The sequence below is a fragment of the Pseudoalteromonas sp. TAB23 genome (assembly GCF_000498075.1).
Classification (GTDB): domain Bacteria; phylum Pseudomonadota; class Gammaproteobacteria; order Enterobacterales; family Alteromonadaceae; genus Pseudoalteromonas; species Pseudoalteromonas arctica.
In genome coordinates, this window is sequence record NZ_AUTP01000168.1 from 29,598 (window position 1) to 50,740 (window position 21,143).

At 39.7% G+C, this 21,143-nt stretch carries 19 protein-coding genes and 6 tRNA genes; 12 read left to right on the forward strand and 13 right to left on the reverse strand.

From position 1 onward, the window contains the following. Nucleotide 1: 1 nt before the first annotated feature. The 13 genes from L654_RS0107580 to hemA all read right to left on the reverse strand — a co-directional run bounded on the left by L654_RS0107580 (nucleotide 2) and on the right by hemA (nucleotide 14,781). On the reverse strand, nucleotides 2-3,310 hold the full coding sequence (locus L654_RS0107580; protein ID WP_024607700.1) for a chitinase: 3,309 nt from the start codon (nucleotides 3,308-3,310) through the stop codon (nucleotides 2-4). Between the two features lie 16 nt (nucleotides 3,311-3,326). After that, nucleotides 3,327-4,412: a 23S rRNA (cytidine(2498)-2'-O)-methyltransferase RlmM gene (gene rlmM / locus L654_RS0107585; RefSeq protein ID WP_024607701.1), complete on the reverse strand. Its 1,086-nt coding sequence runs from the start codon at nucleotides 4,410-4,412 to the stop codon at nucleotides 3,327-3,329. Between the two features lie 17 nt (nucleotides 4,413-4,429). Beyond that, a complete protein-coding gene (locus tag L654_RS0107590) occupies nucleotides 4,430-4,798 on the reverse strand; it encodes a DUF423 domain-containing protein (RefSeq protein ID WP_024591610.1) in 369 nt (122 codons plus the stop codon). 19 nt (nucleotides 4,799-4,817) lie between these two features. Continuing rightward, nucleotides 4,818-5,453, reverse strand: coding sequence for an alpha/beta family hydrolase (locus L654_RS0107595; protein WP_024591611.1), 636 nt, complete (start codon nucleotides 5,451-5,453; stop codon nucleotides 4,818-4,820). 2 nt (nucleotides 5,454-5,455) lie between these two features. After that, on the reverse strand, nucleotides 5,456-6,358 hold the full coding sequence (locus tag L654_RS0107600; RefSeq protein WP_002958561.1) for a transcriptional regulator GcvA: 903 nt from the start codon (nucleotides 6,356-6,358) through the stop codon (nucleotides 5,456-5,458). Nucleotides 6,359-6,479: 121 nt separating this feature from the next. Beyond that, the gene (gene kdsA, locus L654_RS0107605) at nucleotides 6,480-7,334 is read right to left on the reverse strand and encodes a 3-deoxy-8-phosphooctulonate synthase (RefSeq protein ID WP_007583968.1); all 855 of its coding nucleotides are present in this window, start codon (nucleotides 7,332-7,334) and stop codon (nucleotides 6,480-6,482) included. Nucleotides 7,335-7,343: 9 nt separating this feature from the next. Then, nucleotides 7,344-8,597, reverse strand: a complete 1,254-nt coding sequence (locus L654_RS0107610) for a DUF819 family protein (protein ID WP_024591612.1) — start codon at nucleotides 8,595-8,597, stop codon at nucleotides 7,344-7,346. 14 nt (nucleotides 8,598-8,611) lie between these two features. Then, nucleotides 8,612-9,439 (reverse strand): tetratricopeptide repeat protein, encoded by an 828-nt coding sequence (locus tag L654_RS0107615; RefSeq protein ID WP_024607702.1) that lies wholly within the window; start codon nucleotides 9,437-9,439, stop codon nucleotides 8,612-8,614. Nucleotides 9,440-9,586: 147 nt separating this feature from the next. Beyond that, a complete protein-coding gene (locus L654_RS0107620; RefSeq protein ID WP_007583965.1) occupies nucleotides 9,587-9,961 on the reverse strand; it encodes a SirB2 family protein in 375 nt (124 codons plus the stop codon). A 29-nt stretch (nucleotides 9,962-9,990) separates the two neighbouring features. After that, nucleotides 9,991-11,535 carry a response regulator gene (locus L654_RS0107625; protein ID WP_007583964.1) on the reverse strand — a complete coding sequence of 515 codons (1,545 nt, stop codon included), beginning with the start codon at nucleotides 11,533-11,535 and terminating at the stop codon, nucleotides 9,991-9,993. Nucleotides 11,536-11,589: 54 nt separating this feature from the next. Then, nucleotides 11,590-12,429, reverse strand: coding sequence for a peptide chain release factor N(5)-glutamine methyltransferase (gene prmC, locus L654_RS0107630; RefSeq protein ID WP_010554719.1), 840 nt, complete (start codon nucleotides 12,427-12,429; stop codon nucleotides 11,590-11,592). 2 nt (nucleotides 12,430-12,431) lie between these two features. After that, nucleotides 12,432-13,517 carry a peptide chain release factor 1 gene (prfA, locus tag L654_RS0107635; RefSeq protein ID WP_024607703.1) on the reverse strand — a complete coding sequence of 362 codons (1,086 nt, stop codon included), beginning with the start codon at nucleotides 13,515-13,517 and terminating at the stop codon, nucleotides 12,432-12,434. A 7-nt stretch (nucleotides 13,518-13,524) separates the two neighbouring features. Next, complete coding sequence (gene hemA, locus L654_RS0107640) at nucleotides 13,525-14,781, reverse strand: glutamyl-tRNA reductase (RefSeq protein ID WP_010554718.1); 1,257 nt, start codon at nucleotides 14,779-14,781, stop codon at nucleotides 13,525-13,527. An 83-nt stretch (nucleotides 14,782-14,864) separates the two neighbouring features. On the opposite strand from hemA, the gene lolB reads away from it, so the two are divergent. The 12 genes from lolB to L654_RS0107700 all read left to right on the forward strand — a co-directional run bounded on the left by lolB (nucleotide 14,865) and on the right by L654_RS0107700 (nucleotide 21,124). Continuing rightward, nucleotides 14,865-15,452, forward strand: coding sequence for a lipoprotein insertase outer membrane protein LolB (gene lolB / locus L654_RS0107645; RefSeq protein ID WP_024591615.1), 588 nt, complete (start codon nucleotides 14,865-14,867; stop codon nucleotides 15,450-15,452). Between the two features lie 2 nt (nucleotides 15,453-15,454). Next, nucleotides 15,455-16,300, forward strand: coding sequence for a 4-(cytidine 5'-diphospho)-2-C-methyl-D-erythritol kinase (gene ispE / locus L654_RS0107650; protein ID WP_024607704.1), 846 nt, complete (start codon nucleotides 15,455-15,457; stop codon nucleotides 16,298-16,300). A gap of 72 nt (nucleotides 16,301-16,372) precedes the next feature. Continuing rightward, nucleotides 16,373-17,320, forward strand: a complete 948-nt coding sequence (locus tag L654_RS0107655) for a ribose-phosphate pyrophosphokinase (protein WP_007583957.1) — start codon at nucleotides 16,373-16,375, stop codon at nucleotides 17,318-17,320. Nucleotides 17,321-17,469: 149 nt separating this feature from the next. Beyond that, a complete protein-coding gene (locus L654_RS0107660; RefSeq protein WP_008171830.1) occupies nucleotides 17,470-18,081 on the forward strand; it encodes a 50S ribosomal protein L25/general stress protein Ctc in 612 nt (203 codons plus the stop codon). A 19-nt stretch (nucleotides 18,082-18,100) separates the two neighbouring features. Beyond that, on the forward strand, nucleotides 18,101-18,685 hold the full coding sequence (gene pth, locus L654_RS0107665; protein ID WP_007583954.1) for an aminoacyl-tRNA hydrolase: 585 nt from the start codon (nucleotides 18,101-18,103) through the stop codon (nucleotides 18,683-18,685). A 53-nt stretch (nucleotides 18,686-18,738) separates the two neighbouring features. Further along, nucleotides 18,739-19,830 (forward strand): redox-regulated ATPase YchF, encoded by a 1,092-nt coding sequence (gene ychF, locus L654_RS0107670; protein WP_007583951.1) that lies wholly within the window; start codon nucleotides 18,739-18,741, stop codon nucleotides 19,828-19,830. Nucleotides 19,831-20,431: 601 nt separating this feature from the next. Then, a tRNA-Met gene (locus tag L654_RS0107675) sits at nucleotides 20,432-20,508 on the forward strand. A 47-nt stretch (nucleotides 20,509-20,555) separates the two neighbouring features. Continuing rightward, a tRNA-Leu gene (locus tag L654_RS0107680) sits at nucleotides 20,556-20,640 on the forward strand. A 39-nt stretch (nucleotides 20,641-20,679) separates the two neighbouring features. Continuing rightward, nucleotides 20,680-20,754, forward strand: a tRNA-Gln gene (locus tag L654_RS0107685). A gap of 5 nt (nucleotides 20,755-20,759) precedes the next feature. Further along, a tRNA-Met gene (locus L654_RS0107690) sits at nucleotides 20,760-20,836 on the forward strand. A 90-nt stretch (nucleotides 20,837-20,926) separates the two neighbouring features. Beyond that, nucleotides 20,927-21,011: transfer RNA gene (locus tag L654_RS0107695), tRNA-Leu, on the forward strand. 38 nt (nucleotides 21,012-21,049) lie between these two features. Further along, a tRNA-Gln gene (locus L654_RS0107700) sits at nucleotides 21,050-21,124 on the forward strand. Nucleotides 21,125-21,143 lie beyond the last annotated feature (19 nt).

Sequence of the window (21,143 nt, forward strand, 5' to 3'; positions counted from 1 at the left end):
ATTAATGCTCTTTAATTGCTTTTAACTCAGCAATAATTGCACTACTTGGCTGCGCTTCTTTTATATAACTGGGCAGCGTTTCAATATTAGTAGGTGAGCTTTGTAAATTATACACCTTACTATTATTAGTATTTGGCACGCCAAATCGATTACCTGCACTTTGCATATAAAACTGCAAATTAAGCATGCTCCACTCATCTACATCACTAAGTATTGATATTGTATTATCTTGATTAGTATCAAAGCTGGTTAAGCTTTCGGTGTTAATTGCATTACAGTTAAAATCAACAGGTAGTGAGCCATTTCGATTTAGCCCCTGTGCTTCAAGTATTGTGCTCTCATTTAAATCTGCTGAACTACCACTTGAATAATCAATAATAAAATCCTCTGTAGAGCCTAAATGACTATTAGTATTTGGTGTAATATCGCAGCTAGCATTGCCGGGATAAAAACGCTCATAATAACGATCGCCTTCGTTATTACCTATTGTTGATAAACCCGCTAATTGATATAAATAATTCATAGAGCTTAAATGATTAGGCTTAAAGTTAACCTCTTCATCGCCACCATGGTATAAGCCTAAGTTATGGCCTAGCTCATGAAAGATAGTTGATGCTTGATAATTATAAGTTACATTGGTTGCTATTTGCGTATCGAGCGTTAAGCCCCAGCCGCCCATAGTTACCATTAAATCATTACCGCTGATCTCAGCAATACCCGACCCACTAATACTGCCATCTTCATTTCCACTACTTGCCATTAATAAGTAATGAAAAATGGGTCTGCGGGTTATATCGGTATATTCCATTTTATAAGCAAACAAATTAGGGCTACTTAAATCGTACTCAAACGGAGTATAACTATTAAAAGGGACAACATTTCCGCCACCTAAATCAAAGTTTTGCGGCGCAATATCGCTACTTTGATCAAATAAGTCACCTACATCAAAATGAACGGTATAGCCTTTACTTGCAAATACACTAACAATTTTTTCAAGTGCAGTTCGATGAGGCGTTATTCCAACATCACTACTATCCATATAATCTATTTCAATAAATATATCTTTTTGTGAAGTACGCGCCCCCCATTCATACAAAGGCAGCCCACCAAATGTTGCTCCCTCTACCTCTGCACAATCTGGAATACCGTCTTCATCATCATCTATTGAGCAAGTTATATCGTTAGGCCCTGCCGGAGTATTGAATACTGAGTAGTTCCAGTCTGTATTTTGGTTGGTATCGGTTGCGCCGAGCGTACGCTTTAAGCTGGCGCCCTGCTCTGGCAGTATTTGTGCAGCATTTTCTCCTTGCCACTGCGAGGCTGTTACAGGCTCTTGGGTTGAATTTCCAAACTTAATAAAGTCGATAGTTTGTGTACCCGCACTATTAAGTAATTCTGCAAAACCATTTATGTACCAATAAGGCCTAATTTGATCATTCGCGCTACCAACAAGTACAAGCTTAGTGTTATTTAATGACGCACTTGCTAAAAAATCATCGCCAAAGCGGCTTTGTAAAATAATATAGGCGCCATTTAAAAGCTCTTTATTAGGCAGCGTAAATATTTGCTCATCACTCAACGTACTATCAGACATATTAATACTGCGAGCTTTAAGAGAGTAGTCTTGTAAATTTACTGTCGCACCGGTGCCGTTATAAAGTTCAATCCAAGGTAAGTCATTACTAAATTGCACAGATGAAAGCTCTGTTATTTTTATATCTTGGCTAGAAGTTGTAAACGAGGTGGCAGTTTGCGCCAAAATAGTTGTGCTATCAAAATTAGCTAAATCAGCTGTAACACGAACAATATATTGAGTGTCTTCATCAAAGCTTGCGCTTAAATTTACAGTATGAAAATAAGTACTTGTGTCGCTGGTAGTACCCGACAAACTTTCAATAGTTAAGGCCAAGCAAGTAGTAAAATTATCTGCTGACACTTGTACGCTTCCAGTACAAGTACCACTGCTAGAGTTAACGGCTAAAGTACTCACGAGCATAATATCTGAAAATGTAATGCTAACAGGGCTATCTACAAATACTGGTTCATTACTCTTTTGGGGCGTTACATTACTAATTGTAGCGGGCGTTGAATCAACAACGGTAACACTCAGTACAAATTCGGTTGTGTCTTTTGTATCAGTCGCCGTTAACATATAGCTTTGTGGAGTGATACTGTTTGCAGGAGGTGTGTAACTAAAACGTAAGGCTTGGGCATCAATAACACTGATTTGCGCCCCATTTAAATCATCGCCAAAGTCAATCTGTACGCTATCGTTATCAGTGTCGCTAACCACTAAGCTAAATTCTGTGGCTTGGTTATATTGCACATTTATATTTACATCATCGGCAGCCGGTGGGTTATTTGGGGCTAATATTACAACTATTTTCTGGGCGTTATTTGTAGCGTTATCGTCATCGGTAACAGTTACTACAAACGTTACATTGGTATTTTGCGCAACAGTGGGCGCATTAAAGCTAATACTTGTTTCTGTTTGGGTAAGTTCAACTACAGGGCCACTTGTTTGTTGCCAGGTTATGTTATTAATACTGCCATCGCTGTCTTGTGCATCTGCAACTAGGGTTACACTGTCATCTTTTTCAGCTTCTTCAGGGCCTGTAACAATGACTGTTGGCGCGCTATTTACTTGATTAATTAAAACCGTTTTACTCGCTTGAGCGCTTTTACCGGCATTGTCAGTTACGGTTACGCTAAAGCCTAGCGTTGTATTTTCAGATACATTGGGGGCAGTAAAACTAAGTACACCATCTGACTGGCTAAAATCAACATTATCTCCCGCAGACTGAATCCAACTAATAGTGCTTATGGTTCCATCTGTATCTTGAGCGTTAGCAACTAAGCTTACTTGTGTGTTAGCAAGTGCACTACTTGGGCCTGTAATATTAACTGTAGGTGCATTATTTTGAGAAGTGATAGTGCCTGAAAATACTTGTTGTGCAGTAGCACCTGAATTATCAGTAACAGTAACTGAAAAACTAAAGGTCGTGTCAGTGGTTACACTCGGTGCAGTAGCTGTAAGCGTATTGCCATTAACAATAAATGTAAATTCAGGACCACTAAGTTGTTGCCATTGATAATTGGCTATTTGCCCGTCACTATCACTTGCAAGCGCAGTAATAGTAAACGATTGGTTAGAGACAATAACGTTACTACTAACAGAGAGCGTAACACTGGGCGCAGCGTTACCAGAGGGCGTAGTTGAATCACTACCTTCTCCGCCGCCGCCACAACCTGTGATTAAAAGTGATAAAAAAAGTAAACTTAGCCATTTATTAATATTGTTTTTTACCACTTTTAGCCTCTACATATTAACTATACAAATTTTGTGGCACCTTAGTAACGTTTAAATGAACGGTTATTTCCTCACGATCATGATAGAGATGTTTAGCTTGTAACTCGTAATTAATGCTATGTTTCTCAAGCTCTTTTCTTATCATCGAAAGACATTCATAAACACTATCAAAGCGTTTTTTCATAGGTAGTTTTAAGTTAAATATAAACTCTTTTGCGTATGCATTTACTGCCCAGTCAATCATTAGCGTAGTCACTTTGGTTGGTTTTTCCACCATATCGCACACTAACCAAGTAATATTTCTTTTTTCTGGGCGATATTTAAAACCATCTGCTCTAAAATGTTTAACTTGCCCCGTTTGCATTAAATCGTCATTCATTGGGCCGTTATCAATCGCACTTACAAACATACCACGGCGTACAAGCTGATAAGTCCAACCACCCGGGCATGCACCTAAATCAACACTGCGCATACCTGCTGCCACGCGTAATTCACGTTGTTGCTCAGGAATAAATACATTAAACGCTTCGTCGAGTTTTAACGTTGAACGACTCGGTGCATCGCTTGGCATACGAAGGCGTAAAATACCCATGAAAAATGGAGAATTATTAAAGCTATACGAGTAACCAACATAAGCCGTATTGTTTGTTAAAAACATGACATGCATTACTGGGCGGTTTGCTTTTGGCTCACGCAGTACTGTATTTTGTTTTTCGAGGGCTTTTTTAAGCGGCGTTGATATTTTTTTACAGAACGTTAAAAGCTCTTTGCCTTCATTTGTATCTGGCGTTTCTACGCGCAGCTCTGAGCACAATGTAAAATCTTTAGCAGCTTCAACTACTGCACTTACACGGTCCTCTACTGGCATGTTTTCAAGTAATGTACCGGCAAACCATTGGCGTGCAAACACCATATTTTTAAAATCGACTTTTTTGATTATTTCGTCGCTGTGATGCGCTTCAAAACATTCGTAAACAACATAACCTGTATTTGGCTTTGCTTTTACATACCCTGCAAAACCCTGCTCTGCAGCATGAAACGTTATTTCAGCAGCGGCATCGCTTTCAAAACCACTACGACAATAAATCACAACACTAGACATATTAACCCTTAAACTCTTTAAAACTTAAATCGTGCGACTTGCACTAAAATAACAATCCAACCAATAATAAAGCACAATCCACCAAGCGGTGTTATCGGCCCTAGCCACTTCATATCTGTTAGAGCGAGTAAATATAAACTGCCACTAAAAAGTAGTGTGCCCGTTATAAAAAAACCACCAGCCCAACTCAGGTTTATGCCCCATTTGATTAAAATAGCCACCGCAATAAGTGCAAGGCCATGCACCATTTGATACTCAGCAGCTGTTTTAAAAACCCCTAATGAATACTCCGATAAACGGCTTTTTAAACCATGGGCAGCAAATGCACCTAACATAACCGAGAGCATACAAAAAATACTGCCGGTCATTAAAAATAATTTAATCATCTAATCCCCTAATCGAGTCTTAACACATCTCTACTTGTTGCTTAATAAATTCAACGGCACTTAACGCTGCTGTTTCTCTATTTTGCAGTTCAGTTACGCCACTTTTTTTACGTGGTTTTAATGAATGATCGCCATCAGTCAGCCATGTGAGTAAAGGCTGTTTTGGCATTTCCATAGTAAGCAGTTCTTCACGTGTACCAAATGTATCTCGCTCGCCCTGTAATACTAAAAAAGGGCAAACAATATCAGCAAAATGATCGGTGCGTAACTTTTCTGGCTTACCCGGCGGATGAAATGGATAACCAAATGCAATAACACCCGAAAGTCTTTGCTCTGTGCTGCACGCAAGCATTGATGCCATGCGTCCGCCCATCGATTTACCGCCTATAAATAACGGTAAATCTGGCTGCGCCTGCCCAAGCACTTGCTCATAATGAGTAAGTAGCTTTGGCGCTCGCTCTGGAGGCCTACGTTTATTAGTTTGTTTAGCAATTTGCATATATTCAAAATCAAATAAACCAACATCAACACCTTGCTCGCTTATTAATTTTGCCATATGTTGCATAAAGTCAGAATCGCTACCAGCACCTGCACCATGCGCAAATATAAACTGTGCAATTGCAGGTTGTGCGGTGTTTTTAAACCATTCAATCATTATTAATACTCATGTTCTTGCTCATGCTCTACTAAGCTCAGCATCCACTCTTTAAACGAAACTATTTTACCAAGCTCTGTTTGCGATTCGCGAAGCACTAAGTAATATGCATTTTTACTTTCTAGACTGTGATTAAACGGAATAACCAAACGCCCTGCATCTATGTCGGGTTTAGCTAATACACTATTACCAATTGCCACACCTTGCCCATGTACTGCAGCTTGTAACACCATTGATGAGTGACTAAATATAGGCCCTTGATTTACCTGAATGTTACGCACGCCTGCAGTTTTCATCCACGTTTTCCAGTTTTTACGTGTGGTGTCATGCAATAAGGTGTGATGCGCTAAATCACTAGGTTGATCAAGCGGCTTTAATCCGCTTAATAACATAGGGCTACAAAGTGGTACTAAATACTCGGTATGAAGTTTGTACGCTTGTACGCCATTCCAATGGCCTCTTCCATAGTAAATAGCAATATCTACGTCATCAGTCAGTGAGTTTTCATCTTGATCTTGTGCTTTTATTCGCACGTCTATCTCTGGGTGTAACTCATTAAACAAACTCAAACGAGGCACTAACCACTGAATAGCAAAACTTGGTGTTAGACTAACTGTTAATGAGCCCTTAGCACCACGGGCTAATAGCTTTTCAGTTGCATCAATAAGCTGAGTAAAAATCTCTTTTATATCTAAAAAATAGCCTTGGCCTTCTTCAGTTAATAATAATGAGCGGTTTTTACGTAAAAACAACTTTAAACCTAAATGCTCTTCAAGTGTTTTTATTTGATGACTTACTGCCGCCTGCGTTACATAGAGCTCTTCTGCAGCCTTAGTAAAACTTAAATGACGCGCAGCCGCTTCAAAGGCTTTTAATGCGTTTAATGGAGGTACCCGTCTTGACATAATAACCAAGCTTAGAATTAGTTTTTCTTATGCGTGAGATTATATACATCATATAAGTTTGTGTATATTAAAGGCATAAAAAAAGCGACCTGAGTCGCTTTTTAATAAACATCATGCTTAATTATAAATCGCTTGCACTTGTATCAAGTGGGGCAAAGCTTTTAATTAAATCATCAACCGCTTTCATTTGCGTTAAGTACCCTTCTAACTTACTAAGCGCTAGCGCACATGGGCCATCACATTTAGCTTCGTTAGGGTTTGGATGCGCCTCAATAAATAAACCTGCAATACCTAGCGCCATACCGCTGCGTGCAAGCTCTGCTGCTTGTGCACGACGACCATCAGCAGAATCAGCTCGGCCACCTGGGCGCTGAAGTGCATGTGTTGCATCAAAAATAACAGGCGCCATTGCTTTCATATCATCCATACCCAGCATATCAACCACTAGGTTGTTGTAACCAAAGCTAGAACCGCGCTCACAAAGTGCTATGTTATTATTACCGGCTTCATTAAATTTAGTAATGATATGGCGCATTTCATGTGGCGCTAAAAACTGTGGTTTTTTCACGTTAATAATTGCACCTGTTTTAGCCATCGCCACAACTAAATCTGTTTGACGTGCTAAAAAGGCTGGTAACTGAATTACATCAACAACTTCAGCAACAGGTGCTGCTTGATGAGGTTCATGTACATCAGTAATAAGCGGTATGTTGAAAGTCTTTTTAATCTCTTCAAATATTTTTAAACCTTCTTCCATACCAGGACCACGGTACGAATTGATTGAAGAACGGTTAGCCTTATCAAATGACGCTTTAAATACATAAGGAATATTGAGTTTCGTCGTAACTTCTACGTAATGCTCTGCAACACGCATAGCTAAATCGCGAGATTCTAATACGTTAATACCACCGAACAATACAAACGGTTTGTTGTTTGCTAGTTCAATTTCATTGATTTTAATAATTTGGTCTTTCATTTAAATTCCTTACGGTGCAACTGCTTGCATCATTAATCCACAAATATAAGCCATATAAGTACCCACACCATAGCCCAGTACAGCTAACAGAACACCAACAGGCGCTAATGACGGATGAAACGCTGATGCTACAACAGGTGCAGACGCTGCACCGCCCACATTAGCCTGCGAGCCCACAGCCATATAAAATAACGGTGCTTTAATTAGTTTAGCTACTACTAACATTATGCTTGCATGCACTAGCATCCAAATTGCGCCAACTAAAAATAACCCAGGGTTATTAAAAATAGCGGTTACATTCATATGCAAACCAATCGATGCGACTAAAATATATAAAAAGCTAGAGGCTACCTTTGAAGCGCCAAACGCTTCTATTTGTCTAACTTTAGTAAACGATAAGCCTATGCCAATCGTTGTTGATATAACAATTAGCCAAAAGAATTTACTGTTTAAGCTGTATTCTTTTGCCCACTCATAAGTAGTGCCAAAGTACGGACCTAAAAAGTCAGCACAAAAATGCGCTAAACCGGTTATACCAAATGCAATTGCAAGCAGCGTCATGTAATCGTTAAGAGTAGGAATACGCGCGTGTTCAGCATGATAGGCTTCAACACGTTTTTTTAAATCTTCAATTGCGCTTGTATCAGCACCCGTAGCAGCATCAATTTTTTTATGATTTGCTGCCATTAACAATAAAACAGCCATCCAAATATTCGCGACTATTACATCTACTGTAATCATTACAGAAAATATATCACCACCCACTTCAAACATCTCTTTCATTGATGCCTGGTTAGCACCACCGCCAATCCAGCTACCCGCAACGGTTGTCATACCGCGCCATACTGCATCGGGCCCATGACCACCAACAATACTTGGATCAAATGCACTCACTACTAAAATAGCTAATGGCCCACCAATAACAATGCCCAATGTACCCACTAAAAACATAATGAGCGCTTTAGGGCCTAAGTTAATAATAGCTTTTAAATCAATACTAATGGTAAGTAGTATTAAACAAGCAGGCAGTAAGTAGCGCGAAGCCACATAATAAACATTAGATTTATTACCATCTACAATACCAAAGGTATTTAATAACGAAGGTAAAAAGTAACACAGTAGTAAAGCAGGTACGTATTTATAAAATCGTTTTAAAGCTGGACGCTCACTGTTTGAGGTTTTAAAAATAACCCCCAAAATAACAGCAAGCAAACCAAGCACAACGGCATCATTTGTAATTAATGCGCTTTGAGTTTCAACCATAATTATTCCTATTCTTAATGGTGCGTTTTATTATTATCTTCTAGTTCTTCTATTTGGTGTTGAATAATCTCTATTGCAGGATCGTCCGGACACTCATCGACAAAAAACTGTAAATCATCACGTGCCATTTTAGGGCAACCGAGCTGATTTAATAAGTAACCTCTGTCGCGTCTCTCATACGGGTCGTCGCCTATTAGCTCCATTAGCATCTCTACACAGGTCAAAGCATGACCAAATTTGTTTTCGCTAATGAAAGACCATTTTTGCTGAGCTAAAAATAGCTTATATACTTCGTCATCAAAAATTAACTCTAAAGGCTCTTGTTCTTGCCCATCATCTTCATCTGCGTTTTCAGGGATGATATACCAGCTTTGTTGCCCGCTGCTTGGCTCAATTATATAGCCCTCTTCATCACTTATCGCCACATGAACACCAACATCACCCAGCGTAAGACTAAGATTTGCATCAAAGTTAGCGTGTTGTAAAAAGTGACAAAGTATAATTGCAAGCGTTGTTGGTGAGCCACTACGCATAGAAAGCGTATAGCTTAATGTATTTAATTTGTATTCTGGCACTTTTAAGCCTGAGGCACTAAATAGCCAATCGCTGTAAAACATATCTAATAATTTTTCGAAGCGATCGTGCTCATCACTCACTTTTAAACACAGCGCTGAAATTTGCTGTTCAAAGTCAGTTAAAGTTTCATAACATGGTGTTAAATCTATCTGAGGGTCCCATTTTGACTCTGCTTTAATACAGCGGTAAATCGCTGGAGGTGTAAATTCATCGTAAGCATCATCAAGATAAGATTCATCGTGTTCGTCAAACCCGAGGGTAGTCATTAATACTGCAACATTTTAGAAAACGAAGGCTTAGTTTACCTAACTTTAAAGCTATATACCAATATAGAGATGTTTTTGAATATTTTCTGAGAGGGAGTCGTATTTGAGCTTTATAAAACAACTATAAAGCTCAAATAGTCAGGTATTTTAAAGCAAAAAAGCTGATTTAGACGTCGCTAAATAACCTATCGCTAAAATAACAGCAGTGTTAACTAAAACGTAAGCAACTTTAGCCGTCATTTTAGTTTGTCTGGCGCTTTTAGCCCCAATACCAATATATATAACCACTAAAACTATTTTTTCTAATAGCCAATATTGTTCAAACGGGTTAATTTTAGCCATAAATATAAGCGTAAGTGCAGACACTAATAACAAAGTATCTATACTATGACTACCAATCATTACCGCTTTATTTTTTGCTAATTTACCACTGCCCATTCGCGAAAATGCGCGAACATAAAATAAAATCACACTCAACATCGCAATTGCCATGTGTGAATGCTTTACTGCTAAATAATCCATATGCCCCTGTACTTCTGTTTTATAAAAATTTAATCAGGAAAACGGTTAAGAACCGCTTCTAACTCATCAAGCTTCTCGTTAAATACTTCAACCAATTTTGGTTCAAAGTGTGTGCCTTTTTGAGCGTTAATTTCATCAACTACGTTTTGCAGTGTCCAAGGTTCTTTATAGCATCGTTTATGGCGAAGTGCATCGTATACATCAGCAAGTGCAACTATGCGACCAAATACATTAATTGCGTTTCCGCTTAAACCTTGTGGGTAACCAGAGCCATCCCATTTTTCATGATGCTCTTTTGCAATAATTGCACCTGCACTAACAATCTCATGCGGCGAGTCTTTTAAAATAGTATAGCCTTTATCAGTATGGGTTTTCATCACTTCCCATTCTTGGGCGTCTAACTTTGCTGGTTTATTTAATACCGCATCAGGAATGCCCACTTTGCCTACATCATGAAGAGGCGACGCCAACCTTACTAAATCAGCATCATGCTTAGATAAGCCATACCCTTGTGCCAATATATGACAAATATGTGCTACACGCTTAACATGATTACCCGTTTCTGTTGAGCGTTGCTCTACTGCTTCACTTAACCTGTAAACAAGCTCTTGTTGCGTTGCTTCTATTTCAGACTGAAGTTGTACATTTTCAAACGCAAGTTGCACATTTTGAGAAAAAATCTTAATTAAATGGCGCTGAGTATCCGTTAAATCCTTTGGAATACCTGATATAAATAGCATCGAATTATGATTGTACTCACTGCTACAATACGCAAATAAGTAGTTATCTTTATAAATAATACTTTTTTCATTAAGCGCCTGATGACATGCACTTAACTGTTCAGCTTGTAATACTTCATCGAGCTCTTTACCTTCACTTTTTTCAAAGTCACCGGTACCCGAGCAAACAATTAATTTTTTATTATTTTGTGCCTCAGGATTTTGCGCAACTAAAGTAGTTGCATACATAGCTTGATCAGCAATACCAAGTAAAGAAGTTAACTGCTGCATAACGCCTTCAATAAAGTGCTCTATTGAATGCGCAGAAAAAATATCACGGGACGCTATAATTATTTTCTCAAGCCCTTCGCGTGACTGCTCAATCGAAATAATATCCCGATACGAGCGCAGGCTCGACATAATAACAGTAAATAACTTTTGAGCCGTTAGCTCTGTTTTAGATTTGTAATCGTTAATATCATAATTAATAATTACTTGTCGTTCAGGTGCTTGACCAGGTTGACCCGTTCTTAAAATAATTCGAATATGATTATTTTTAGCTTCTTCACGAATAAACTTAGCAACTTGCAAACCGGCATCATCGGTCTCCATTACTACATCAAGTAGTACAATGGCTGCATCTGGATGCTCTTTCACAAGCTCTTTTGCTTCAGCACCTGAGTACGCACTAATAAATTCTAAGCGTTTATTTTGAAACTCAAAATCACTCAACGCTAGTTTTGTAACAGCATGAACTTCAGGTTCATCATCAACGATTAATACTTTCCAGGTACCGAGTTCAATCTCATTGATTGCTTCTTCTGGCTCATCTGAAAATAAAAAATCACCCATCATAGTCGAAATTCCTTCATGGCATTATTTAACGCACTAGCAGGCAATTATTATTCTTTAGGGCCACTGTGCAAACGTTACACGGTCGTTATCACCAAAGTCTTTCACTGTTTTAATATTCACAAATGCCATTTTTTTGAAAAAATGACGAACAGCTTCACCTTGCTCAAAACCGTGTTCTATTAAAAGATAGCCACTAGATAACAAATAGTCACGTGATTGTGTAATTATTTGTTTAATATCAGACATTCCACAATCATCAGCCACTAATGCCGACAAAGGCTCAAAGCGCACATCGCCCTGATTTAAATGTATATCACTGCTTTCAATATAAGGTGGGTTAGTGACAATTAGGTTGAATTTCTCACCATGTAACTCGCTAAACCAGTTGCTTTGCTTAACGTGAACGTTATTAATCGCCAATCGCTGCTGGTTACGTGTAGCCAGTGCAACTGCATCGCTTACTCTATCTACTGCAATAATTTGCCAATTAGGCATTTCACTACCCAATGCCAGCGCTATTGCACCAGTACCCGTGCCTAAATCAAGCACTTTAGCTGTAGCAGGTACAGCCACTTCAAGCGCTTGTTCTACTAACGTTTCGGTATCTGGTCGAGGTATTAAAGTTGTTGCGTTGACTTCAAGCGATAAGCTCCAAAATTCACGTTGCCCCGTAATATGTGCAACAGGTTCACCGTTTAAACGTCTTTGGCAAAATGTATTAAATTGCTGTTGTTGTTCGGCATTAAGCGCATGCTCTGGCCAAGTGAAAAGGTAACTGTGAGGTTTTTGAAGAATATGTAGAAGTAAAACTTGTGCGTCTAATTTAGCACTTTCGCTGCTAGGTGCTAATAAATTAGCGCCTGCAGCAATAGCTTGTTCAAGAGTTTGGCTCACGATTACTCGTCGCCCATAGCCGCTAATAAGTCAGCTTGATGTTCTTGCATTAATGGGTCAATAACGCAGCTTAAATCACCCGCTACCACTTCATTCAAGCGATAAAGTGTTAAGTTAATACGGTGATCGGTAATACGACCTTGTGGGTAGTTATAAGTACGGATACGTTCAGAACGATCGCCACTACCTACTAAGTCACGACGTTCAGATGCTTCTGCCGCATGGCGCTTTTCATCTTCAGCCTGTTGCAAACGTGCTGCAAGTACCGACATCGCTTTAGCACGGTTTTTATGCTGTGAACGTTGATCCTGACACTCAACCACAACACCGGTAGGTATATGTGTAAGTCGAATAGCAGAATCTGTTTTATTAACGTGCTGACCACCTGCGCCTGATGCACGAAATGTATCAACTTTTAAATCTGCGGTATTAATTTGTATCGCTTCGGCCTCTGGTACTTCCGCCATTACCGCAACAGTACACGCAGAGGTATGAACTCGCCCTTGTGACTCAGTTTCTGGCACACGTTGTACGCGGTGTACACCTGATTCAAACTTTAATTGACCGTAAACGCCTTCGCCACTAATATTTGCAATAACTTCTTTGTAACCACCGTGCTCACCTTCATTGGTGCTCACAACTTCTACTTTCCATTTTTTATTTTCTGCGTAGCGGCTGTACATACGGAACAAGTCGCCAGCAAAAATAGCCGCTTCATCACCGCCCGTCCCTGCTCGTACTTCAACAAACACGTTATTGTTATCTCGCGGATCTTTTGGCAACATTAATACTTGAATTTGATCTTCAATTACCAAAATTTGTGCTTTAGCTTCTTTATATTCTTCTTGCGCCATTTCACGCATTTCAGGGTCAGAATCTTTAAGCATTTCTTCTGCACTGGCTAAATCATCTTGCGTTTCTTTGTAAGTTAAAAACGTTTTTACAATCTCTTCAAGCTCAGAGTATTCTTTTGAAAGCCCACGAAAACGATTTTGATCACTAATGACCGACGGGTCGCTTAGCAGCGCTTGTACTTCTTCGTAACGCTCTACTAAGGTTTCTAATTTATTATAAACAGACTCTTTCATTTAACGGTTATTCCTGATCAATACCTAACATTTTTTTCAACTGGTTTAGCTGCGCCACTTCACCTTTTTTCGCTGCGTCTTGTATTGCACGGGTAGGCGCGTGCATTAAGCGATTGGTTAATTTATTGGCGAGCTCTAATATAATTTTTTCTGCATCTTTACCTGTATTTAGCTGACTAACAGCACGCTCTACAAGCTCTGACTTAATTGTTTGTACATCATTTCGATAATGGCGGATTAAATCTACCGAATCGAGTGAGCGCATCCACATTGCAAATTCTTTGGTGCGTTCAGTAATAATTATTTGCGCTTGCTGTGCAGCTTGCTCACGCGCTGCCATATTCTCGCTTACAATGGTTTGTAAGTCATCAACGGAATATAAATAGGCAGCATCTAGCTCACCTACTTGGCTTTCTATATCGCGCGGAACCGCAATATCTATAAATAGCATAGGCTTGTGTCGGCGCTGCTTAAGCGCTTGCTCAACCACCCCTTTACCAATAATAGGTAAAGTACTGGCGGTAGAACTAATGACTATATCGGCTTCATGTAAACGTTCTGGCAACTGTGCAAGTGCGATAACATCTGCCGACACTTCATCAGCAAGGCTGCGAGCACGTTCAATTGTTCTATTCGCGACCGTTATTTTTTTAGGCTCATTTTGATATAAATGTTTAGCAACCAGTTCAATGGTTTCACCAGCACCAATTAATAGCACATTGGTTTGATCAAGCTTGCCATAAATATGTTTTGCTAAGTTAACAGCCGCAAATGCAACCGACACGGCACTTGCGCCTATATTTGTTTCAGTACGAACTTGTTTTGCTACCGAAAAGGTTTTTTGAAACAACCTATCAAAAGTAACCCCTATTGCATCGTGGGTTTTAGCACTAAAAAACGATTGCTTTATTTGCCCTAAAATTTGCGGCTCGCCTAATACCAAAGAATCCAACCCACACGCTACGCGCATTAAGTGGTTAATGGCGTCATTACCTTCATGGCAGTATATATTGCTGCTCAGTTCATGTTCATCCAAACCATGGAAACTGGCAAGCCAAGTTAACAGTGTTTGGGAATTTTGCTGAGCGAGGCTACAATAGATCTCGGTTCGATTACAGGTAGACACAATAACCGCTTCATTAAAGTCGGCATGGCCACTTAATTGTTGCAACGCCTCTGAAATTTGCTCAGGCGAAAAAGCCACTTTTTCACGTAATTCTACGGATGCGGTTTTGTGATTTATACCTAGTGCTATTATGGTCATATTTGCCAAATATTGCTGAGCCCTACTTCAAAGGCGGTAATTTTACCAAAAATCAGCGGAATATGGAAAGTAAGGAACAACATTTGATTCGACAATATTTGATTTTATTCATGTTTTTTTTATTTTTAGGTGGCTGTGCCCATCAAATTGATACAAAAACAACACTTTATGATGATTGGAAACCACGTTTAGCTGCTCAAAAAACTTGGCAGGTCGAGGGTAAACTCGCGTTTATAAGCCCAGAAGAGCGTCAATCTGCAAACTTAAATTGGCAGCAAACAACAAATTCCAATAATTTAATACTGACTACTTTTATTGGTACTCGTATTTTGTCGCTTAAACAAACATCAAATGGTGCTGAATTAGAGTTTGACGGTGATGAGTACTTTGATACTAATGCTGCAGAGCTTTTAAAGCGTTTAACGGGTTTTACACTCCCTGTTGATAATGCCGATAATTGGCTTAAGGGCACCATTGACGATCAAAGTTTAGTCGTTGATGAACTAGGCCGCGCAAAGCAAGTATTATGGTTTGATAATGCAGGCAAAAAATGGCAAATAGATTACGGCACTTACGTACAAAACGCAGGTTACTGGTTACCAACTAAACTGACGTTAAAGCATCAACAAATAAAAATAAAAATTCAACTCTACGATTGGCAGTTTAAATAAGCATGAATAACAAAACCTCTTTTTCACTTATTGCCCCGGCAAAACTCAATTTATTTTTACATATTAATGCTCGCCGAGAAGATGGCTATCATGAACTCGAAACCTTATTTACTTTTTTAAATTTTGGTGATGAGTTGCATTTTGAGCTAACAACAGACGGTGGTATTTCTGTCGGTGGTGATACTAAAGACATACCTCTAAATGATAATCTCATCTATAAAGCGGCTTTATTATTACAAACACACTGTAAAACCTCTTTGGGTGTAAAAATAAATTTAATTAAACGCTTACCGATGGGCGGAGGTGTTGGAGGTGGTTCATCCGACGCCGCAAGTACTTTATTAGCCCTAAATAAATTATGGAAATTAGAACTAAATTTAGAAATTCTAGCCCAATTAGGACTTAAATTAGGGGCTGATGTTCCGGTGTTCATACAAGGGCAAAGCGCCATAGCGCATGGTATTGGTGAGAAATTACACCAGGTAAAACTTGAACAAAAATGGTACTGCGTTGTACACCCAAATCAACATGTAAGTACCGCAAAAATATTTACACATCCAGATTTAAAACGCGACACACCAAAAATAATAGGCGATTGGAAACACCATACTTTAACCAACGATTGTGAGCCTTTAGTTAAAAAGCTTTGCCCCGAGGTTGAAAAAACCCTCCAGTGGTTGCTAAAATACGCACCGTCGAAGATGACCGGAACAGGTTCATGTTGTTTTGTCGAATTTGCTAGTCAAGTTCAAGCACAAGATGTACTTGAAAATCTCCCCCATACTTGGCAGGGTTTTGTGGCTTCAAGCGCNCCGCCATATTCGATCAATGAAGTAACGTACAAGTAATCATAAGTTAACTCGCAGTGGTATTTATCATTGCCCGTTAGTCCAAATATTCAGTGCCTGAGGAACCCTACCGTGCCTGACATGAAGCTCTTCGCTGGTAACGCAACACCTGAGTTAGCTCAAAAAGTTGCAAAACGTTTATATATTGAATTAGGCGATGCTGTTGTTGGCCGTTTTAGCGACGGTGAGATCAGTGTTCAAATAAATGAAAATGTTCGTGGCTCGGACGTTTTTATCTTGCAATCAACCTGTGCCCCTACAAACGATAACCTAATGGAACTTATCGTTATGGTTGATGCTCTACGTCGTGCATCTGCAGGTCGTATTACTGCCGTCATTCCTTATTTTGGTTATGCGCGCCAAGACCGTCGTGTACGTTCTGCCCGTGTTCCAATTACCGCTAAAGTTGTTGCCGATTTCTTATCAAGCGTTGGTGTTGACCGTGTTCTTACGGTTGATTTACACGCTGAACAAATCCAAGGCTTCTTTGATGTACCAGTAGACAACGTATTTGGCAGCCCTGTATTACTTGAAGATATGAAAGAACGCGACTTTGAAGACGTCGTTGTTGTATCTCCAGATATTGGTGGTGTTGTACGCGCACGTGCAATTGCAAAACTACTAAACGATACCGATTTAGCAATCATTGATAAACGTCGCCCTCAAGCAAACGTTTCTCAAGTAATGCACATTATTGGTGACGTTGAAGGTCGTGATTGTATTATCGTAGATGATATGATTGATACCGGTGGTACGTTATGTAAAGCCGCAGAAGCACTTAAAGAACATGGCGCTAAGCGCGTATTTGCATACGCAACGCACCCTATTCTTTCAGGTAAAGCAGCAGAAAACTTACGTGACTCGATGATTGACGAAGTAATTGTAACTGACTCAATTCCGCTATCTGACGAGCTTAAAGCCCTTGATAAAATTAAGGTACTTACGCTTGCTGACATGTTAGCAGAGACTATTCGTCGTATTAGTAACGAAGAATCTATCTCAGCGATGTTTGAACACTAAAATTAAACATTCCTGAGTATAAAAGCGCCTTTTGGCGCTTTTTTTGTAAGCGATGTTTATTTTGTCTGGGCGTGGTGGTATGATAGCGCGCCTTTTGGCTAGGGACCTTGGTCGCAAAGGCCCTACACATTTTAATAACTGGAGACATCATGTCTAACAAAACTTATACATATAACGCTGAACTTCGCGTAGAAACTGGTACTGGTGCGAGCCGCCGCCTACGTCGCGAAGACAAAGTTCCTGCAATCCTTTACGGAGCTGACAAAGAAGCTTTATCTCTTACTTTTGCTCATAAAGATATGATCAAAGCACAAGAAGACGAAGGTTTTTACACGCATATCCTTACGCTTAACGTAGATGGCGAAGCTGTTGAAGTAATCTTAAAAGATATCCAACGTCACCCATTCAAGCCTAAGCTTACTCACCTTGATTTCCAACGTGTAGATGCTACTCATAAATTTCAAACTAAAGTTCCTCTTCACTTCATCGGTGAAGATATTGTAACTAAAGCTGGCGCAACTGTTGTTCACCAGTTAACTGAAGTTGAAATTACGTGTCTTCCAAAAGCACTTCCAGAATTCATTGAAGTAGATGTTTCTAAGTTTGTTGTTGGCGATTCTGTTCATATTTCTGACCTTACTTTCCCTAAAGGCGTTAGCTCTGTAGATTTAGGTAAAGGCGAAGGCCATGATCAGTCTATCCTGACTATCAAAGCAAACAAAGCAGCTCCAGTTGAAGACGACGCTGCAGCAGCAGAATAATTTTTAAGGTCTCGCAACCTTGAATTCTATTCAAATGCTTGTGGGCCTGGCTAATCCAGGCCCCGAATACGCAAACACACGCCACAATGCAGGTGCTTGGTTCATCGAGCAAATCGCTGCACGCTACAACTGCACCCTAAAATACGATCCTAAATATCACGGCCTTACAGGCAAAGTGATCATTCAAGGCCAAGAATTCAAATTATTGATCCCCACTACTTACATGAATTTAAGTGGTAAAGCGGTCGGTAGTTTAGCTAATTTTTTCAAAATCCCTGTCGAGGACATTTTAGTTGCCCATGACGAATTGGATTTAGACCCAGGCGTTGCCAAGTTAAAAAAAGGCGGCGGGCATGGCGGTCATAATGGTTTAAAAGACATTATTGCAAAAATGGCAAATCAAAAAGACTTTATGCGCTTGCGCATTGGTGTAGGTCATCCGGGGCATCGTGAAATGGTTACTGGTTGGGTGCTTGGAAAAGCAGCCAAAGCAGACCAAGAAAAAATGGATGCTGCTGTTGATGAAGCAGTTCGTTGCATGGAAATACTTGCAAAAGATGGTGTGTTAAAAGCACAAAACAGACTACATTCGTTTAAACCCTAGTAACTTGGGTCCAAGTACACCGTTTAAACGAATTCTAAACAAGGTATCTTACTATGGGTTTTAAATGTGGCATCGTTGGCTTGCCTAACGTTGGTAAATCAACGCTTTTCAATGCACTAACTAAAGCGGGTATTGAAGCCGCTAACTTTCCTTTTTGTACCATTGAGCCTAATACAGGTGTGGTACCTGTGCCAGATCCTCGTCTAGACGAACTTGCTAAAATTGTTAATCCTCAACGAGTTCTTACCACTAGTATGGAATTTGTAGACATTGCTGGCTTAGTAAAAGGCGCATCTAAAGGTGAAGGCCTTGGTAACCAGTTTTTAGCTAACATTCGTGAAACCGATGCAATTGGCCACGTAGTTCGCTGTTTTGAAGATGAAAACATCATCCACGTAGCAGGCACTATTGACCCTGCTGACGATATTGACGTAATCAACACTGAGTTAGTACTTGCTGATATGGATAGCGCTGAAAAAGCCCTTTTCCGTAATTCAAAAAAAGCAAAAGGTGGCGATAAAGACGCTAAAGAGCAAAATGCTGTACTTGAAAAAGTAAAAGTGCATCTTGACGAAGGCTTAACTTTACGTGGTCTAGCACTAACTAAAGAAGAAAAAGCAGCAATCAGCTCTATTAACTTCTTAACGATTAAACCAACAATGTATATTGCAAACGTTGCAGAAGATGGTTTTGAAAATAACCCATACCTTGACCGCGTACGCGCTATTGCCGCAGCTGAAGATGCGATTGTTGTTCCTGTATGTGCCGCTATCGAGTCTGAGCTTTCAGAACTAGATGACGAAGACAAGCTAGAGTTTATGGCTGATCTTGGTCTAGAAGAGCCAGGTCTTAACCTTGTTATTCGTGGTGGTTATGAATTACTACAATTACAAACTTATTTCACAGCTGGCGTAAAAGAAGTACGCGCATGGACAATCCCTGTAGGTGCAACAGCACCACAAGCAGCGGGTAAAATCCATACCGACTTCGAGCGTGGCTTTATCCGTGCGCAAACTATTGCTTTTGACGACTTTGTTGCCTTTAAAGGTGAGAGTGGCGCAAAAGAAGCAGGTAAGATGCGTCAAGAAGGTAAAGAGTACATTGTTAAAGATGGCGATGTAATGAACTTCTTGTTCAACGTATAAGTACAAATTAAACCAATTTCACTTGGTAATAATTTTTAAAGGCTCGTTTTTACGAGCCTTTTTTGTATTTAAATATTATAAAAATAATAATTAAGCTCAATCAGGGCCTGTTGACCTTTTAGGATTAAAATTTGTTCAATCCAAGGAAGATTTAATCGCGGCGAGAGGTTTGTAACAACCTAGTGTACTAAGTAAAAACCGAGCAACAAAGAGTAAATTTCCCCTAGGCAGAACCCTTCGGGCAGCGTGTGTTTGGCATTTATTCTACGTTATCGCCTATTTATGGGGAACAACCACACTACATAGGCTCTGCCTTGTCTAAATACCAAACACACTGCTGCAAATTTAACCTCAAAAGATAAACAGGCCCTAGTCTATCTTTGTAATATCGCTTAATTAAAGAAGTACAGGGTTAATTAAGATTCCGCGCCTTAAAGGCAGCTAAAAAAACAGCATTTTTATTAAATTTTAGCCTGTTAGCTTAATTTTCCTGCAAACAAACACAGTTAAGTGTTTTTTTGCAAAAAAGGTGTTGACGAATTTGGGTCATATCAGCATAATACGCCCCGCACTCAGCGATGAAGTGCTAACAAAAAAAGATGGCTAAGTAGCTCAGCTGGTTAGAGCACATCACTCATAATGATGGGGTCACAGGTTCAAATCCCGTCTTAGCCACCATTATTTTTTTGTTGCTCAATGAAGAGTTTAAAATAACTACCTTGTGTGCGGGAGTGGCGGAATTGGTAGACGCGCTGGATTTAGGTTCCAGTATTTTAGGATGTGAGAGTTCAAGTCTCTCCTTCCGCACCATAATTCTTGATAAGAATTAAAACTATCAATTGTTATTGTTGGGATATCGCCAAGCGGTAAGGCACCAGGTTTTGATCCTGGCATTCCCAGGTTCAAATCCTGGTATCCCAGCCAACAATGGCTAAGTAGCTCAGCTGGTTAGAGCACATCACTCATAATGATGGGGTCACAGGTTCAAATCCCGTCTTAGCCACCATTTCTTCTTTTAGAAATGGCTCTGCAAGAGTTAAATTGCAGCTCAATGAAGAGTTTAAAATAACTACCTGTACTTTATTGTACAAACGATGCGGGAGTGGCGGAATTGGTAGACGCGCTGGATTTAGGTTCCAGTAACTTCGGTTGTGAGAGTTCAAGTCTCTCTTTCCGCACCATTTCTTGATAAGAAATAAAATTATCATTAATTCTTTGTTGGGATATCGCCAAGCGGTAAGGCACCAGGTTTTGATCCTGGCATTCCCAGGTTCAAATCCTGGTATCCCAGCCAACTTCTTCTACCAAGGAAA

What these genes read in the sequence shown, in the direction of transcription:
- L654_RS0107660 (WP_008171830.1), top strand. Translation starts at nt 17,470, where the DNA reads ATGTCTAACAAAACTTATACATATAACGCTGAACTTCGCGTAGAAACT.
- ychF (WP_007583951.1), top strand. Translation starts at nt 18,739, where the DNA reads ATGGGTTTTAAATGTGGCATCGTTGGCTTGCCTAACGTTGGTAAATCA.
- rlmM (WP_024607701.1), bottom strand. Translation starts at nt 4,412, where the DNA reads ATGTCTAGTGTTGTGATTTATTGTCGTAGTGGTTTTGAAAGCGATGCC.
- L654_RS0107615 (WP_024607702.1), bottom strand. Translation starts at nt 9,439, where the DNA reads ATGACTACCCTCGGGTTTGACGAACACGATGAATCTTATCTTGATGAT.
- prfA (WP_024607703.1), bottom strand. Translation starts at nt 13,517, where the DNA reads ATGAAAGAGTCTGTTTATAATAAATTAGAAACCTTAGTAGAGCGTTAC.
- hemA (WP_010554718.1), bottom strand. Translation starts at nt 14,781, where the DNA reads ATGACCATAATAGCACTAGGTATAAATCACAAAACCGCATCCGTAGAA.
- kdsA (WP_007583968.1), bottom strand. Translation starts at nt 7,334, where the DNA reads ATGAAAGACCAAATTATTAAAATCAATGAAATTGAACTAGCAAACAAC.
- L654_RS0107625 (WP_007583964.1), bottom strand. Translation starts at nt 11,535, where the DNA reads ATGATGGGTGATTTTTTATTTTCAGATGAGCCAGAAGAAGCAATCAAT.
- L654_RS0107600 (WP_002958561.1), bottom strand. Translation starts at nt 6,358, where the DNA reads ATGTCAAGACGGGTACCTCCATTAAACGCATTAAAAGCCTTTGAAGCG.
- L654_RS0107595 (WP_024591611.1), bottom strand. Translation starts at nt 5,453, where the DNA reads ATGATTGAATGGTTTAAAAACACCGCACAACCTGCAATTGCACAGTTT.
- L654_RS0107620 (WP_007583965.1), bottom strand. Translation starts at nt 9,961, where the DNA reads ATGGATTATTTAGCAGTAAAGCATTCACACATGGCAATTGCGATGTTG.
- L654_RS0107610 (WP_024591612.1), bottom strand. Translation starts at nt 8,597, where the DNA reads ATGGTTGAAACTCAAAGCGCATTAATTACAAATGATGCCGTTGTGCTT.
- L654_RS0107590 (WP_024591610.1), bottom strand. Translation starts at nt 4,798, where the DNA reads ATGATTAAATTATTTTTAATGACCGGCAGTATTTTTTGTATGCTCTCG.